Raw genomic sequence first — 15611 nt, 5'->3', positions numbered from 1 at the left:
GGGGCGTCATCGCACCCGGGCGCGGACCTCCATGGCGCCGCGCGCGACGGCCTCGCTCTCGTAGACCTCGCACATGTGTCGGCCGTCCGGCGTGGCCGTGTGCTCGACCTCCCACAGGCTGAGCTCGCTGCCGTCCAGCAGCACGAACGCGTGCTCGTACAGGCTGAACCCCGCGTCCCGCCCGTCGGCGAGACACTGCCGGCCGCCGAACGCCTGCGTGATCCGGTGCCCGTACGCCGACCGCAGCAGCGCCGCCACCGACTCACCGGGCCGGTCGAGGTTCTCGGCGCGCCGCAGCACCCGGCGGGCGTGGTCCGCCGACTCCTCCATGGCGTACTCGCGGTTGCGCTCCTGCGGGGTCGACGCCGCGAACAGGGCGCTCAGCGCGGAGAGGTCGTCCTCACCTTCGCCGTCGTGCCCGCCCGCCGGCGAGGGATCCAGCACCGACTCGGCGGGCGCCTCACCGAACAGCCCGGTCACCGCGAGGCCCAGCTCCGCCTTGCTCGCGAACACCTCGCAGCGGGTGTCGCGATCACCCCGCAGCCGGTAGGCGAGCTCCCACAGGGACGCCGAACCGCCGTCGGCCAACAGGTAGGTGTGCCGGTGCGTCTCCCGCCACAGGTCCGCCGCGGGACTGTGATGCGTGGTGTACAGCGAAGAGCTGTGGGCGAGCGCGGTACCCAGACGCTCCACCAACGGGTCCGGCAGGTCGAAGGAGTTGAGTGCGCGGCCGAGGAGTCGGTCGAGGTGCGCCTCGGTTGTCTCGTACGGATCGCTCAAGGTGGGTCTCCAGGCCGTCGCAGGTTGTCACTTCGCAGACGCTCAACGTAGCCCCTGGTTCTGACATCACGTCCGGGGTTCGGTAAAACGTCCGGGAAGTACCAGGGGTTCCCGCCACACCTTCAGGTCAACTTCCTGCTGTATAGGCATGATTCAGGCCCCTCTGTGCAACTGCGGGGGACTATGGGTGACATGGCAACGAATACAGTGGGCGTCCCCCGTCAGCAGGGGCTGCCCGGCAGTCGACCCGAGGACGAAGCCGCACCGGCCCCGAAGGGGCCGGCATGGCTGCTGGTGCTCACCGGCGCCGCGGGACTGCTGGCCTCCTGGGTCATCACCCTGGACAAGTTCCTCCTGCTGGAGGACCCGGACTTCAAGCCCGCCTGCAGCCTCAACCCCGTGGTCTCCTGCGGCAGCGTCATGAAGAGCGACCAGGCGGCCGTCTTCGGCTTCCCCAACCCGATGCTGGGCCTGGTCTGCTACGCCGTCGTGGTCTGCGTGGGCGCGGGTCTGCTCGCCGGCGCCCGCCACCGCGGCTGGTTCTGGCTGGGACTGAACGCCGGCACCCTCTTCGGCACCGGCTTCTGCGCCTGGCTGATGATCCAGTCGCTTTACGAGATCAACGCCCTGTGCCTGTGGTGCAGCCTGGCCTGGGTGGCGACGCTGCTGATGTTCTGGGCCGTCACCGCGCACAACGTCCGCGCCGGACACCTGCCCGCGCCCGCCCCGGTACGGGTCTTCTTCGCCGAGTTCGGCTGGGCGCCGCCCGCCCTGCACATCGGGGTGATCGCCATGCTCGTCCTGACCCGGTGGTGGGACTTCTGGACCGGCTGACGGCCCCGCCCCACCACGCACGGGAGCCCCGGCAGCCGCAAGCTGCCGGGGCTCCCTCGTCACCCGGTCACGACCGGGGCACCCCCTGCTCCACGGGCACCGGGGGCCCGGCCGGAGGGGGCGGTGATCAGCTGCCGATGGAGCCGTTGCCCGAGAGGACCGGGATGTTGCTGAGGATGTGCGAGAGCGGCTCGTCACCCTTGGCCTGGGTGGAGTTCTCGGCGCACTGCTGGTTCTGCGGGTTGGACAGGACGTTGATGTCCTGGATACCGACGTTGACCAGGGCCAGGACGGACTGGACGTTGAGCTTCGCCGGCAGGCCGATGCAGGGCTTGTTGAGCGTGCCCTGGACCAGGCCGAGCTGCGGGCTCTGGTCGCCGTGGGTCTTCTGGTTGCCGTAGACCTGGGAGGCGCCGTTGCCGTTGACGGTGTTGATCCCGTTGTCGTTGCCGATGGCCATGGCCGGAGCCGCGGCCGCGGCTCCGGCGCCGATGGCAACGGCGGAAACCGCGGCAGCGGTCATGATCTTCTTGAACATCGTTGGTCCTTTTGTCGCACGAGTGCCCGTTGGCGGAGCTCCCTGGACAACTCCCGCTCGCGGGGTTGGTTCCGCTCGTTCACTCAAACGGCCCGTTCGCGCCGCGCCATTCGCCGGAGCGGGTGAGCCCGCCCCGGACGCGTGCGCGAAGCCCGTACGCAACCACCGGTTTCCACCCGGGCGCCTCCCGTCCGGTTGCGGTCCGTGGAAGGTGTTCGCACGGTGGGTAAGGAGGCGGATCGCTCGGGTCCGCTTCTGGACGACCACTTCCGAAGGAATCTCCATGCAGCGCACCAAGCCGTCCCGCTTCCGCGTCCTCGTCCCGTCGGCCCTCGCCGTCGTCATACTGTCCGGCGCGGTCGGCCCCGCGGTCGCCGCGGACGGCGAGGGTTCGGCCGCCCTCACCAAGAAGGTGGAGGCCGTGCAGGAGCAGCTGGACACCCTTGAGGGGCTGGAGTCGCGGGTGGCGGCCGGCCCGATCGACGACCTCCTCGCCGGCATCGGCACGACCCTGTCGGACCTCCTCAAGTCGCTCCAGGCGCTGCTGCCCGGCGTGACCCTGCCGGAGATCAAGCTGCCGACGCTCCCCACCCTCCCGGAGATCCCGGCGCTCCCCGCGCTTCCGGGCCTCCCCACGGCCCCGACCGTCCCCGCGGTCCCGGGCGTGCCGCCGGCCCAGGTCCCGCAGCTGCCCGTGGCCAACCCGGCCGTCCCCCCGACGGGCGGCCTCACCCCCGCGATCCCGGAGATTCCGGCGATCCCCGACATTCCGATCCACTAGCAGTTACGACTATTGGGCTGAACAGGTCTGATCGGTTCCGCAGCCGTGTCGTCCGGGACGGTGGACCGTTTCGCTCGGTGTGAGCCCCGGCATCGGGGCAGGACATCGAACAGAAGGTGCACTTCCCATGAACTCTGCTGCTGCCAAGAAGGCCGCCCTGGTCCTGGCCACCGCTGGTCTCGCCGCGGCCGGTGCCGCCGGCTCCGCCGTCGCCGACTCGTCGGCCGAGGGCGCGGCCGTGGGTTCCCCCGGTGTCATCTCGGGCAACCTGGCTCAGGTTCCGGTCCACGTCCCGGTCAACGTCTGCGGCAACTCCGTCAACGTGATCGGCCTGCTGAACCCGGCCTTCGGCAACGTCTGCGTCAACGACTGACGTTCGTCGCAGTCGGCACACATGACTGTGGGCGCCCCCGGCATCGCCGGTGGCGCCCACAGTCATGTCGGCGACGGTTCAGTGCGCGCCGCCGTTGAGCTTCACACCGCCGAGCAGCTCGGGGGACGCCTGGGGGGCGACGTTCGCGACCTCCAGCACCTGGCCCGGGAGGTTGTTGCGGGCCTCGTTGACCTTCTGGACGGTGCCGAAGACCTTGTCGACGCCCTCACCCTGCTCGGCGAGACCGTTGCCCACCGTCTGGGGGAGCGCCTCGGTGACGGGGCCGACGGCGTTCAGCGCGTCGGACAGCCCGCTCGTCGCGCTCATGGGGGGCATCGACGCCGGGGTCTCGGTGGCGAAGGCGGGGGTCGCGGCGCCGAGGGCGGCGATGGAGCCGACGACGACAGCGGCGACCTGCTTGATCTTCATTATCGAAATCCTCGTCTTTCGGGGGCGGAGCCGTCAGCGGCGACCGTCGCGCCGCTTTCGCCCTGGGTAACGATTACCGGCCGCTACGGAAACGCCGGGTTTCGCGGCACGACAGCGGCCGGAGAATCCGACAAGGGATTCTCCGGCCGATATTTCTTCTGATGACCGGTATTCCGGGTCAGGAGATCCGGGACCTCCGGTACAGGATCGCGCCGCCCAGCAGCAGGGCCGAGGCGAGCGCCGCCGCGGCCGCCGGCCGGCCGGCTCCGGTGTCGGCCAGCTCCGGCGCCGCCGCGTGGGCCGGCGCGGGGAAGGCGGGGACGACCGGCGCCGGGGCGGACGGGAACTCCGCGGCCGGTACCGGCCTGGGGGCGGGCGCCGGAGCCGGTACGGGGGGCAGCGGCGCGGGGGCGTCACCGCCGGGGGCGGCCGGGGGTTGGTCGCCGGGACGCACCTGCTCCGGTACCGGGACGGGCGCCGGAGCGGGCCGCACGGGCAGGCTGCCGCGCGGCGGTCCCGTCTCGGGCGGCTCGTGCGCGGCGGGTGGCGCGGGGGCGGGCAGCGGCGCCGGGTGCTCCGCGACCGGCTCCGGCAGCGGCGCCGGGTGGGGGGCCGGGTGCTCGGCGTGCGGCGGGGGACCCGCGGGGTGGTCGTCGCACTCCTCCTCCGGCTGCTGCTCGCCCGGGCCGCCGTAGCCGCCGTCGTCGTGGCCGTGGTGGCGCGGCTCCTGGTGGCGCGGCTCCTCGGGGCGGGGCGCCGCGTGTCGGGGGAGGTTCGCGCGGGGTTCCTCGTGGCCGCGCTCCTCCTCGTGGCGCTGGGAGGGGAGCGCGTGCCGGCCGCCTCCGCCGCGCCCGTCGAGGTAGCGCTCGACGGTTTCGGCGTGCTCGGGGCTGAGGTGGCGCCCGTAGTCGTGGTCGACGTCGGAGCCGGTGGTCGTGGCGCAGGTGTTGCCCATCGCGGGGTTGAGGGCGGCGCCCCCGTCCACGCTGTTGCCGCACACGTTCGGGGCGAAGGTGATCGGTACCGAGACGCTGTTGCCGGACAGCACACCCGGCGAATGCGAGGCCTCGGACGTCGCCGCGGGGTGCGCGTGGGCCGCGCCGGTCGCGATCGACAGCAGGCTGGACGCGGCCGCCGCCGTGAGCATCCCCTTGCCCAGTACCTGTCGGCTCAGTACCTGTCGCATGGGTCCTTCCCTGTCTACCGGCGATGGTGCCGGTGCTGAATCGAAGGTGGCCCCGGAGTGCACCGCCGTGCACTCCGGGGCCACCCCGAGGAGGTTCGCCCTCGCGGGCGCAGGCGCTTCGTCAGGCGTTGACGCAGGTGTTGCCGAACGCCGGGTTCAGCAGCGCGATCACGTTGACGGTGTTGCCGCAGACGTTGACCGGGACGTGCACCGGGACCTGGACGAGGTTGCCGGAGAGGACACCGGGGGAGCCGGCGGCCACACCGTGGGCATCCGCGTCGGCCATGGCGGGGGAGGCGACACCAGCGGCCATCAGCGCGCCGGCGGCCAGCACCACTGCCTTCTTGTACGTCATTTGATTTTGATCCTTTCCCGCAGGGGCGTATCCACTGCAAAAATAACAACGAGCGGCTCCGGGAAAAGAAACCGGAGATTTTCGGGGGTCGTCGGGCAATTCACTCCGATGCCCCCCGGGTCCGTGTGCGGAATTCCGAACGGATTCGGTCCGGAATTCGAGAGGTCCTATACGCGGCGAGGCCGCCGCGACCCGAGGGTGCGACGGCCTCGCCGGGGCGGGGCTGAGGGGGTCAGCTGCCGGAGGAGACGTTGCCCGAGAGGATCGGGATGTTGTCCAGGATGTGCGAGAGGGCCTCGTCGCCCTTGGCCTGGGTCGAGTTCTCGGTGCACTGCTGGTTCTGCGGGCTGGACAGGACCGGGATGTCCTGGACGCCGACGTTGACCAGGGCGAGGACCGACTGCACGTTGGCCTTGGCGGGCAGGGCGATGCAGGGCTTGTTGAACGAGCCCTGGATGAGCGCCATCTGCGGGCTCATGTTGCCGTACGTGGCCTGGTTGCCGTAGATCTGCGAGGCGCCGTTGCCGTTCACGGTGTTGATGCCGTTGTCGTTCCCGATCGCCATCGCCTGCGGGGCCATCGCGGCACCCAGACCCACGACGGAGGCGGCAACCGCTGCGCCAGCCACAAACTTCTTGATCATTTTCGTCCCTTTTTTGCAGGATTGCCCGGTACTGGAGCACCCGGATCAACGGCCCCGCCCCGGCCCGGGTTGCGTCGATTCACCCGGATGCCGACGTTTCGGATCGGAAGGTTGACGCTCAGGCGTTCCCGCGCCCGCTCCCGGGGTGGTCGCGGCGCGGGTCCGGCCCGACTTTCGCGGTGATTTCCGCTATCCGTTCGCGTGGTGCTGCGCGGCCTTAACGACCCGCCGACCGTGAGGGTGCGTGGCATCGCCCAAAAGGCCGTACGAGCGAGTCCGACGTGATTTCCAGCCTGATTTCTGACAAAGTTCACTCCTGTTTTGCCCCCTTGGTCGAAAATGGAGACAGGGACATGGGTTCACCCCGCAGAATCCTCGGCACACTCGGCCTGTTGTCCTGCCTCGCACTTTCCGCCAACGCCCCCGCGGCGCAGGCGGTGGAACCGGTCGGTCCGCGCGAATTGCCGCGGGTTCCGTTCACGCAGCGTTATCAAGCCGTCCAGCACGGCGGGCTCGTCCGGGCCTCGAACTCGGGCATCAGCTGCCGCAAGGAGGAGTCCCCGCAGGCCGAGCCGTGCGCCGAGGTCAAGCGGGGCGCGGCCGGGGTGAACAGCGACTTCGAGATGTTCTACAGCGAGGTCGACAAGGATCCGGACACCTACAACTCCACCCGCGCCGAGCTCAAGGTCCCGCAGGGGGCGAAGGTTTCGTACGCCCGGCTCTACTGGGGCGGGAACCTGCGGGTGGGGGAGCAGAAGCCGCCGCAGGACAACGGGCGGGTGCTGGTCGCCGAGCCCGGGGGCGCGTACAAGGCCGTCCTGGCCGACACCGTGATCGGGCACCGCGCGGACGCCGGCAGCGACGCCTACCAGGCCTCGGCCGACGTGACCCCGCTGGTGCGCAAGGGCGGCGCCGGTCTGTGGACCGTCGCCCAACTGAACATCGCCATGGGGCACTCGGACGTGGGCGCCTGGGGCGGGTGGACGCTGGTGGTCGCCTACGAGCACCCGCGGGAGTCGCTGCGGCGGATCTCGCTGTGGGACGGCTTCGAGGGGTTGGTGGCCGGCGGCGGCGAGGCGGCCGGGGAGACGGTGGAGATCGCCGGGCTGGACGCGCCGACCGGTGCCGCCGGGCGGGCCGGGGTGGTCGCTTACGACGGGGACCGCGGGACCCTGGGTGACTCACTCACGGTGACCGCCGACAGTGGTCGTCGGATCAGCCTCAGTGATGCAGAAAATCCTTTTAATGATGTTATGAATTCCACGATCACGGAATTCGGGCGTCCCTCATTCGTGCGACAGCCCGAACATGTGAACAATCTCGGATATGACGCGGACGTGTTCGACATCGGTCCCGCGCTGTCCGGTGGTGCCCGCAGCCTGAGTTTCACGTTCACAGGCGAAAGTCAGGGTCAATTCCTCGGTGTGCTCTTCGTTCAGACAGACGCGCGCCGCTGAACGCAGGAGTCCACTCCACGTGCCGACACAGCCATCAGCGCAACCCTCACACCCCTCCCAGCCCTCCCCGGCACCTTCCGGAGCCGGTTTCACCGTCCTGCACCTCGTGCAGCCCGTGGACGGCGGCGTGGCCCGGGTGGTCACCGACCTCGTACGGGCGCAGGCCGCCGGCGGACTGCGCGTCGTCGTCGGCTGCCCGCCGGGCGGGCGGCTCGCCGACGAGGCCCGGGACGCCGGAGCCGAGGTGCTCACCTGGCGCGCCGGGCGGGCCCCCGGTCCCGGCCTGCCCGCCGAAGTGCTCGGCGCCGGCCGGCTGGTCCGCCGGGTCCGCCCCGACCTGCTGCACGCCCACAGCGCCAAGGCGGGACTCGCCGGGCGGCTCGCCGTACGGGGCTCCTTGCCCACGGTGTTCCAACCGCACGCCTGGTCCTTCGACGCCGTCGGTGGCGCCACCGCCGCGCTCGCGCTGCGCTGGGAACGCTTCGGCGCCCGCTGGGCCGACCGGGTGCTCTGCGTCAGCGAGTCCGAGCGCCGGGAGGGGGAGTCCGAGGGCATCGCCGGCCACTGGTCGGTGATCCGCAACGGCGTCGACCTCGACCACTTCCGACCCGGCCGGCCCGATCCCGAGCAGGACCGGGCCGAGGCCCGCGCCGGACTCCCCCTGCCCGACGGGTTCCGGGGCGACGGACCGCTCGCCGTCTGCGTCGGCCGGCTCTGCCCGCAGAAGGGCCAGGACATCCTGCTCCGGGCCTGGCCGGAGCTGCTCGGGGCCGTTCCGGAGGCCCGGCTGGCGCTGGTCGGGGACGGCCCGGACGGCGAGCGGCTGCGCCGCACGGCGCCGCCCGGGGTGTTCTTCGCGGGGGCCGCCGCGGACATCCGACCGTGGCTTCGGGCCGCCGATCTCGTTGTACTGCCGTCGCGGTGGGAAGGAATGGCGCTCGCTCCGCTCGAGGCCATGGCCTGTGGCCGACCGGTCCTGGTCTCCGACGTCAGCGGTGCGCGGGAGAGCCTGCCCTCCGGCCAGGGACGGCTCTGCCTGGTGCCGCCGGAGGACCCGACGGCCCTGGCCAAGGCCCTGGGACGGCTCCTCGCCGAACCGCGGCTGCTCGCCGAACTCGGGGAGCAGGCCCGGCAGCACGCCCGGACCGACTTCGACGTGCGGCGGACCGCCGACGCGGTCACCGGCCTGTACCACGAACTGCTGGGCAGGCCCCGGCCCTCGAACCAGGAGCGCATCAGCCGATGACGATGGACAGCGCACCCGCCCGGCACGGTGGGCAGGGCGGCACGGGGCCCGCCGGCGGCAGCGCCTTCGCGCCCGCGCCGCCGGCGGAAGCCCGCCGTTCCGTGACCGCGATCCACCCCCCGCGCCGGCCCCGGGCCGAGCGGGCCCGGCCCGTCCTGCGTCCGCAGCGGGTCCGTCGCCGCAGTGGCGTCGGCCCGTTGCTGACCGTGGACGCGCTGGCCGTCGCGGCCGCCGCGGCCGCCGTACCGGCGTCGACGCTGCCGCCCGGCGCCGGCGCCCCCGCCGTCGTCCTGCTCGCCGCCACGTACACCGCCCTGCACGCGCAGGCCGGCCTCTACCGGCCCCGGCTCGCGCCCTCCGCCCTGTTCGAGCTGCCCGCGCTGCTCGGGCGGGCCGCCGTGCTGTGGTGCGCGGCCGCCGCCGTCCTCGCCGCCGCCCTGCCGGGGCACGCCCTGGGCTGGAACGCCCTGCTCGGCGCCGTCTGCCTCCAGGCCCTGCTGGCCTGCGCCGGACGCGGATTCGTCCACCAGCTGCACCGCCGCTCCGCCGTGCGCAGGCCGCTCTCCGCGCTCGTCGTCGGCCCCGGCGAGGGCGCCGGCGCGGTCGCCGCCGCCCTGCACGGCCGTCCCGAGTACGGGCTGCGCCCCGTCGGCATCGCCGACACCGCGCCCACCGCCGACGGGCCGAGCGGGCAGCTGCCGCTGCTCGCCACCCACGAGGACATCCGCCGCGCCGTCATCCAGAACTCCGTGCGGCACGCCGTGTTCACCCGCCCGCCCGAGGCCGACGAGCGCACCGCCTCCCTGGTCCGGCTCTTCCACGACCACGGCTGCCGGCTCTGGCTCGCCGACCCGGCCGGGACCGCCAAGGTCACCGGCATGCGGGTCGCGCAGCCCGCCGACCAGCTGTGGGGGTACGCCGTACAGCCGCTGTTGCCGCGCCCGTCCCGGCCGTTGGAGCGCTTCATCAAGCGGGGCATCGACTCCTCCCTCGCCGCCCTGGCCCTGCTGGCCGCGGCCCCCGTCATGGCCGCCTGCGCGCTGGCCGTACGGCTCACCGACGGACCCGGCGTGATCTTCCGTCAGGAGCGGGTCGGCCTGTACGGGCGCCCCTTCACCCTGCTGAAGTTCCGCACCCTGCGCGCCGACGAGCACGAGGCCGCGACCCGTTGGACCGTCGCCGGCGACCGCGGCATGAGCCCCGTCGGTTCCTTCCTGCGCAAGTCCTCGCTGGACGAGCTCCCGCAGCTGTGGAACGTCGTCCGGGGTGACATGAGCCTGGTCGGCCCCCGCCCCGAACGACCCTTCTTCGTCGCCAAGTTCAGCAGCATCCACCCCGGCTACGAGGCCCGCCACCGGATGCCCGTCGGGATCACCGGCCTCGCGCAGATCAACGGCCTGCGCGGGGACACCTCCATCGAGGACCGGGCCCGCTTCGACAACCACTACATCGACACCTGGTCGCTGTGGCAGGACCTGTGGATCCTCGCCCGGACCGCGGCCTCCTTCTTCCGCTTCCGGCTGGGAGGGAGTTGAGCATGAGCCTCGCCGCATCCGCCGCGGTCCGTCTCCCCGGGCTGCCGGGCCTGCTGCGCCGACACTGGCCGCTGGTGCCGCTCGCCGCTACCGTGCTGTTCCTCCTCGCGCCCCTGCCCGCCGGGGACGCGAGCGCCTCCGGGAAGGTCGGCCCCGCCGACGCCGCCTCGCTGCTCCTGGCCCTGATCTGCGCGGTGCAGGCGCTGCGGGGCCGGGTGCGGCCGCTGAGTCCGCTGGGCGTCCTCGTCCTCGGGCTGCCGGCGGTCGGGCTGGCCGTGGCGACGGTGACCGCCGGTGACCCGTACGCCGCGCTGCCCGGCTTCGTCCGCTACCTCCAGGTGTTCGTGCTGGTCCCGGCGGCCGTGGTGCTGCTGGTGCGCGACGCGCGGGAGTTCCGGCTGGCCGCCGGCTGCTTCGTGGTCCTCGCGCTGGTGCAGGGGACGGTGGGGGTCGTGCAGTACGCGACCCACACCGGGGCCTCGTACCAGGGTGAGGACATCCGCGCCGTGGGCACCTTCGGCCCCGGCGACGTCATGGGCATGGCCACGGTGGTGGCGTACGGGCTGATCGTGGCGACCGCCGCAGCGCTCGCGCCGGGGCTCGCGCCCCGGGTCCGGCGGATCGCCGGGGCGTGCGCGCTGGTACTCGTGGTGCCGCTGGTGCTGTCGTTCAGTCGGGGCGCCTGGATCGCCACCCTCGGCGCGGCCGTGCTGGTGATGCTGCTCGCCGGGATCCGGCGGGCGTTGAAGGTGCTGGTGGCGCTGGGCGCCGCCGCCGTGGTCCTGGTCGGGGGACTGGGCGTCGGCTCCGAGATGGTGGCCGAGCGGCTGACCTCGATCACCCAGGTCTCCAGCGCCCCCGACCAGTCGGTGACCGACCGCTACACGATGTGGGCGGCCGCCGGTTCGATGTGGCGGCAACGGCCGGCCGCGGGCGTGGGCCTCAAGGGCTTCCCCGCCCACCGTGACGGACACTCCTCGCTCGGCCTGTCCTCGGGCAGCGACACCGCCGGCGCCGGACAGGCCTACCTGCGCCAACCGCTGCTGTCCCCGCACAACATGTACCTGCTGATCCTCAGCGAACAGGGACTGATCGGGCTCACCGCCCTGGTGGGCGGCTGGGCGGTGCTGCTCGTCGCGGGTTTGCGCCGGTACGCGGCCGGGCGCGGGATCCGCGACTGCGGGCTCGTCGCGCTCGGGCTCCTCGTCTGGCAGCTGACCGACTTCCTCTACGCCGACATCGGCGGCCCCTCCACCGTCCTGACCGGCGTGATCATCGGACTCGCCGCCTGGTGGGCGCTGCCCTCGCCCGGGGACCGGTGGGCACCGGGCTCCGGAGGCCCGCTCCCCGAGGGACCGGCCGGCCGGTGACCGACACGACGCCCCGGCGACGGCCCGCGGCCGCGGCGACCGAAGTCGCCGCGACCGCGGGCCGTCCGCCGCGCCCGGCGCCGGTCACCGGCGTCGTCGCCGGAGCCCCGCGCGGCGGACCGGCCCGCGGGCCGGTGCTCTCCGCCGCCGGTCCCGGGCCCGACGCCGACGGCGGGTCCGACGCGGCCCGCGCCGGGGCGGGCCCCGAGCCGGACGGCGCCGCGCCCGCCCCCCGCAGGCCGGTGCTCGCCCGGACGGGCCGCGGCGGCGCGGGGGCCGCCGCGGTACCGGCGCGGACGCCCGGCGCGCGGAGGGACGCTGCGCGGACGGCCGCCGGCGCGGCCGCCGGCGGGGGTACGGCGGCCGCCGGGAGCGGGCCGGGCGGCGGCGGATCCGGATCGGGCTCGTCCGGCGGCGGGCCGGCCGCGGCCGCGCCCCTCGGCCGGTTCCTGGCCAAGGCCGCCGCGGTCACCGCGGGGCTCACCGTCGCCGGGGCCGTCCTCGGCCTCGTACGCGACCAGACCATCGCGCACCTCTTCGGCGCCGGACACGACAGCGATGCCTTCCTGATCGCCTGGACCGTGCCCGAAATGGCCTCGACGCTGCTCATCGAGGACGCCATGGCGCTGCTCATGGTGCCCGCCTTCAGCCACGCGCTGGCCCGCCGGGCCGCCGCCCGCGCCGGCCTGACCCGCCGCGAAGCCCGTACGCAGGACCCCGTACGGCTCCTGATCGCGGCGACCCTGCCGCGGCTGCTGGTGATGCTGGCGGCCGTGGCCTCCGTCCTCGTCGTGGCCGCGCCGTTCGTCGTGGGGGCGCTCGCGCCCGGCCTGCCCGACCCGGGGCTGGCCGTCGAGTGCACCCGGTTGACCGCGCTCACCGTGGTCTCCTTCGGCATCGCCGGGTACTTCAGCGCCGCCCTGCGGGCCCACCGCTCCTTCCTGCCGCCCGCCGCGATCTACGTCGCGTACAACGTCGGGATCATCGGCACGATGGTCGCCCTGCACGCCCTGTGGGGGGTGCGGGCCGCCGCCGCCGGGGTCGCCGTGGGGGGGCTGCTCATGGTCCTCGTCCAACTGCCCGCGTTCATCCGGAACGTGGGCTTCGGGCCGCGCCGGGTCAGGTTCGCCCCGCGCGGTCGGCGCGACCGGGACCGGCCCACCCTCATCGCCTTCGGCGTCATCGCGCCCGTCATCTTCTTCGCGGTGTTCCGCCAGTCCCAGGTCCTCGTCGAACGCTTCCTCGCCGCCTCGCTGCCCTCGGGCGCCATCTCGCACCTCAACTACGCGCAGAAGGTCGCGCAGATGCCGATGGTGCTGTCCCTGATGATCTGCACCGTCACCTTCCCCGTCGTCGCCCAGGCCATGGCCGGCGGGGAACGGGAGAAGGCGCGGCGCCGGGTGGAACGCGACCTCGCGCTGGCCTCGCTCGCCGTGCTGATGGGCACCGCCCTCGTCATCGGCTACGCCCCGCAGATCATCCAGGTGCTCTTCGAACGCGGTGCGTTCACCCACCGGGACACCCTCGCCACCGCCTCCGTCATGCGGGTCTACGGCCTCGGGCTCCTCGGCCACTGCCTCGTCGGCGCGCTGTCCCGGCCCTTCTTCTCGACCGCCCGGCCCATCTGGTTCCCGGCGCTCGCGATGGGCACCGGGCTGCTCGTCAACGTCGTCGCCGGAGCCTTCGCCGTCGGCTGGTGGGGCACCTGGGGCATCGCCGCCGCCAACGCCGCCGGCATCTCCACCACCGCCGTCCTACTGCTCACCGGGCTCGGCTCCCGGATCATCGCCATCCAGGTCCGCCGGGTCGCCGTCAGCATCGGCCGGCTCGCGGTCGCCGCCGTCGCCGCCTGCGGCACCGGTTGGCTCGCCGGGCCGATGATCCCCGACCCGCTGCTCAGCGCCGCCCTCGGCTGCCTGCTGGTCCCGGCCATGTTCGGGGCGACCGGCATGGCCATACGGGCCCTCGAAGTCACCGCCCTGCCCGCACAGCTCGCCCAGCTCACCTCCCAGCTCACCCAGAGGTTCCGCAATGTCCGCTGACACCGACACGGCGCCCCCCGCCGCGGTGGTCCCCGCCCGCCGCACCGCGGCGCCGTGGGTCCTGATGTACCACTCGGTCGCCGAGTTCACCGACCCCGCGGAGGACCCGTACGGCATCACCGTCACCCCCGCCGCCCTGGAGGCCCAGCTGCTGTGGCTGCGCGCCCGCCGACTGCGCGGGGTGTCCGTCGGCGAACTGCTGCGGGCCCGCGCCGCCGGCCGCGGCCGCCGACTGGTCGGGCTCACCTTCGACGACGGGTACACCGACTTCCTGACCTCCGCCCTGCCGCTGTTGCGCCGGCACGACTGCACCGCCACCCTGTTCGTGCTCCCCGGCCGGCTCGGCGTCGACAACGTCTGGGACCCGCTGGGCCCCCGCAAGGCACTGCTCACCGCCGAGGGCATCCGCGAAGTCGCCGCCGCCGGCATCGAGATCGGCTCCCACGGACTGCTCCACCAGGACCTCACCGCCGCCTCCGACGACGCCCTCCAGCAGGAACTCCGGGGCAGCCGCGACCTGCTGCGCGAGCTGACCGGCACCCTCCCCGAAGGTTTCTGCCACCCGTACGGGCACCTCGACGCCCGCGTCACCGCCGCGACCCGGGCCGCCGGCTACGCGTACGCCTGCGGCATCGCCCCCGGCCGGCTCGCCGGCCCGCACGCCATGCCCCGCACCCACGTCAGCCAGGCCGACGGGGCCGCCCGACTGTGGATCAAGCAGCTCCGCCACCGGGTGGCCGACCTGCGCCGGGTGGTGCTCCCGTGAACACGGTCAAGGCACTGCACATCATCACCGGGCTCGGCGTCGGCGGGGCCGAACAGCAACTGCGACTGCTGCTGCGGCACATGCCGATGCCCTGCGACGTACTGACGCTGACCAACCCCGGCCCGGTCGCCGAGGGCCTGCGCGCCGACGGGGTGCGCGTCGTGCACCTCGGGATGACCGGCAACCGGGACCTGGGCGCCCTGCCCCGGCTGGTGACGTTCATCCGGCGCGGCCGCTACGACCTCGTCCACACCCACCTGTACCGGGCCTGCGTCTACGGGCGCCTCGCGGCCCGGCTCGCGGGCGTCCGCGCCACCGTCGCCACCGAACACTCCCTCGGCGAAGCCGAGATCGAGGGGAGGCCGCTGACCCGGGGCGTCCGGGCCCTGTACCTGGCCGGCGAACGGCTGGGTGCGGCCACCGTCGCCGTCTCGGACACCGTCGCCGCCCGGCTGGAGGGGTGGGGGGTGCCGGCGCCCCGCATCCACGTCGTGCCGAACGGCATCGAGGCCGCCCGTTTCCGCTTCGACGAGGGCGTCCGGCGGGCCACCCGGGCCCGCACCGGACTGTCCGACCGGGCCTTCGTCATCGGCGGGGTCGGCCGGCTGGTGCCGGGCAAGCGGTTCGACGTCCTCATCCGGGCCGTCGCCGCCCTGCCCGGCGCGCACCTGCTGCTCGCCGGCGACGGGCCGGAGCGGGCCGCGCTGCGCGCGCTCGCCGCCGAACTGGGCGCCCAGAGCCGGATCCACCTGCTCGGGGAGCGGGACCCGCTGGGCGACAGCGCCGACGGGCGCACCCCCGGCATCCCCGCCCTGCTGGCCGCCATGGACGTCTTCGTGTCGCCCTCGCGGGAGGAGGCGTTCGGGCTCGCCGTGGTCGAGGCGCTGGCCGCCGGACTGCCCGTCCTGCACGTCACCTGCCCCGCCATCGACGACCTGCCCGCCGCCCAGGCGCCCGGCGCCCGCCGCATCGGGCCCGGTACCGAGGAACTGGTCGCCGCGCTGCGCGGGCACATGGAGGCCGGCGCCCGCCGGCTGCCGGCGCCGCCCGTGGCGCGCCGCTACGACATCGCCGGCAGCGCGAGCCGCCTGCTCGACGTCTACGCCCTCGCGCTGGCCGCCCCGGTGCCCGGCGGGACGCCGACCCCGCCCCTGCCCGCGCCCCCCACCCCGGCGGGACGGGGCCCGGCCGCGCCGCGCTCCGGGCCCGCGGGCAACGGCTGACCCCGCACCTTCCCACCCGGCCCGCGCAGCGGCCGGGTCCGTCGCACTCCCCC

Annotated in this window: 16 protein-coding genes; 10 read left to right on the top strand and 6 right to left on the bottom strand. The window is 73.8% G+C overall.

Annotated elements, in window-relative coordinates:
- Positions 1-6: 6 nt before the first annotated feature.
- A complete protein-coding gene (locus ACZ4XJ_RS29145) occupies positions 7-780 on the bottom strand; it encodes a DUF6227 family protein (RefSeq protein ID WP_362879945.1) in 774 nt (257 codons plus the stop codon).
- 183 nt (positions 781-963) lie between these two features.
- Here ACZ4XJ_RS29145 and ACZ4XJ_RS29140 point away from each other — a divergent pair, with 183 nt between their 5' ends.
- Positions 964-1614 (top strand): vitamin K epoxide reductase family protein, encoded by a 651-nt coding sequence (locus ACZ4XJ_RS29140; RefSeq protein ID WP_468497940.1) that lies wholly within the window; start codon positions 964-966, stop codon positions 1612-1614.
- A 127-nt stretch (positions 1615-1741) separates the two neighbouring features.
- Here the strand turns inward: ACZ4XJ_RS29140 and ACZ4XJ_RS29135 are convergent, their stop codons facing one another.
- On the bottom strand, positions 1742-2152 hold the full coding sequence (locus ACZ4XJ_RS29135; protein ID WP_468497939.1) for a rodlin: 411 nt from the start codon (positions 2150-2152) through the stop codon (positions 1742-1744).
- 283 nt (positions 2153-2435) lie between these two features.
- On the opposite strand from ACZ4XJ_RS29135, the gene ACZ4XJ_RS29130 reads away from it, so the two are divergent.
- Positions 2436-2933: a hypothetical protein gene (locus ACZ4XJ_RS29130; RefSeq protein ID WP_362879949.1), complete on the top strand. Its 498-nt coding sequence runs from the start codon at positions 2436-2438 to the stop codon at positions 2931-2933.
- Positions 2934-3060: 127 nt separating this feature from the next.
- Positions 3061-3306: a chaplin gene (locus ACZ4XJ_RS29125; protein ID WP_362879951.1), complete on the top strand. Its 246-nt coding sequence runs from the start codon at positions 3061-3063 to the stop codon at positions 3304-3306.
- A gap of 78 nt (positions 3307-3384) precedes the next feature.
- On the opposite strand, the gene ACZ4XJ_RS29120 is transcribed toward ACZ4XJ_RS29125, so the two are convergent.
- The 4 genes from ACZ4XJ_RS29120 to ACZ4XJ_RS29105 all read right to left on the bottom strand — a co-directional run bounded on the left by ACZ4XJ_RS29120 (position 3385) and on the right by ACZ4XJ_RS29105 (position 5919).
- Positions 3385-3735 (bottom strand): hypothetical protein, encoded by a 351-nt coding sequence (locus tag ACZ4XJ_RS29120; RefSeq protein WP_362879952.1) that lies wholly within the window; start codon positions 3733-3735, stop codon positions 3385-3387.
- 178 nt (positions 3736-3913) lie between these two features.
- On the bottom strand, positions 3914-4921 hold the full coding sequence (locus ACZ4XJ_RS29115) for a chaplin (RefSeq protein ID WP_468497938.1): 1008 nt from the start codon (positions 4919-4921) through the stop codon (positions 3914-3916).
- A gap of 121 nt (positions 4922-5042) precedes the next feature.
- Complete coding sequence (locus tag ACZ4XJ_RS29110) at positions 5043-5276, bottom strand: chaplin (RefSeq protein ID WP_362879955.1); 234 nt, start codon at positions 5274-5276, stop codon at positions 5043-5045.
- 232 nt (positions 5277-5508) lie between these two features.
- Positions 5509-5919: a rodlin gene (locus ACZ4XJ_RS29105; protein WP_281209869.1), complete on the bottom strand. Its 411-nt coding sequence runs from the start codon at positions 5917-5919 to the stop codon at positions 5509-5511.
- A gap of 281 nt (positions 5920-6200) precedes the next feature.
- Here ACZ4XJ_RS29105 and ACZ4XJ_RS29100 point away from each other — a divergent pair, with 281 nt between their 5' ends.
- The 7 genes from ACZ4XJ_RS29100 (at position 6201) to ACZ4XJ_RS29070 (ending at position 15558) form a co-directional block, all read left to right on the top strand.
- On the top strand, positions 6201-7376 hold the full coding sequence (locus ACZ4XJ_RS29100; protein ID WP_468497937.1) for a DUF3344 domain-containing protein: 1176 nt from the start codon (positions 6201-6203) through the stop codon (positions 7374-7376).
- A 97-nt stretch (positions 7377-7473) separates the two neighbouring features.
- Positions 7474-8622, top strand: coding sequence for a glycosyltransferase (locus ACZ4XJ_RS29095; protein WP_468497988.1), 1149 nt, complete (start codon positions 7474-7476; stop codon positions 8620-8622).
- Positions 8623-8624: 2 nt separating this feature from the next.
- The gene (locus ACZ4XJ_RS29090; RefSeq protein WP_468497987.1) at positions 8625-10157 is read left to right on the top strand and encodes an exopolysaccharide biosynthesis polyprenyl glycosylphosphotransferase; all 1533 of its coding nucleotides are present in this window, start codon (positions 8625-8627) and stop codon (positions 10155-10157) included.
- 2 nt (positions 10158-10159) lie between these two features.
- Positions 10160-11527: an O-antigen ligase family protein gene (locus tag ACZ4XJ_RS29085; protein WP_468497936.1), complete on the top strand. Its 1368-nt coding sequence runs from the start codon at positions 10160-10162 to the stop codon at positions 11525-11527.
- Complete coding sequence (gene murJ / locus ACZ4XJ_RS29080) at positions 11524-13569, top strand: murein biosynthesis integral membrane protein MurJ (RefSeq protein WP_468497935.1); 2046 nt, start codon at positions 11524-11526, stop codon at positions 13567-13569. Before ACZ4XJ_RS29085 ends, murJ begins: the two co-directional genes overlap by 4 nt.
- On the top strand, positions 13559-14335 hold the full coding sequence (locus ACZ4XJ_RS29075) for a polysaccharide deacetylase family protein (protein ID WP_468497934.1): 777 nt from the start codon (positions 13559-13561) through the stop codon (positions 14333-14335). Before murJ ends, ACZ4XJ_RS29075 begins: the two co-directional genes overlap by 11 nt.
- Positions 14332-15558: a glycosyltransferase gene (locus tag ACZ4XJ_RS29070; RefSeq protein WP_362879964.1), complete on the top strand. Its 1227-nt coding sequence runs from the start codon at positions 14332-14334 to the stop codon at positions 15556-15558. Before ACZ4XJ_RS29075 ends, ACZ4XJ_RS29070 begins: the two co-directional genes overlap by 4 nt.
- Positions 15559-15611: the final 53 nt, after the last annotated feature.

Source organism: Streptomyces sp. NPDC029836 (genome assembly GCF_055574495.1).
Note: the sequence above shows the minus strand (reverse complement) of the source record. Positions and strands in the feature narration are given on the sequence as shown.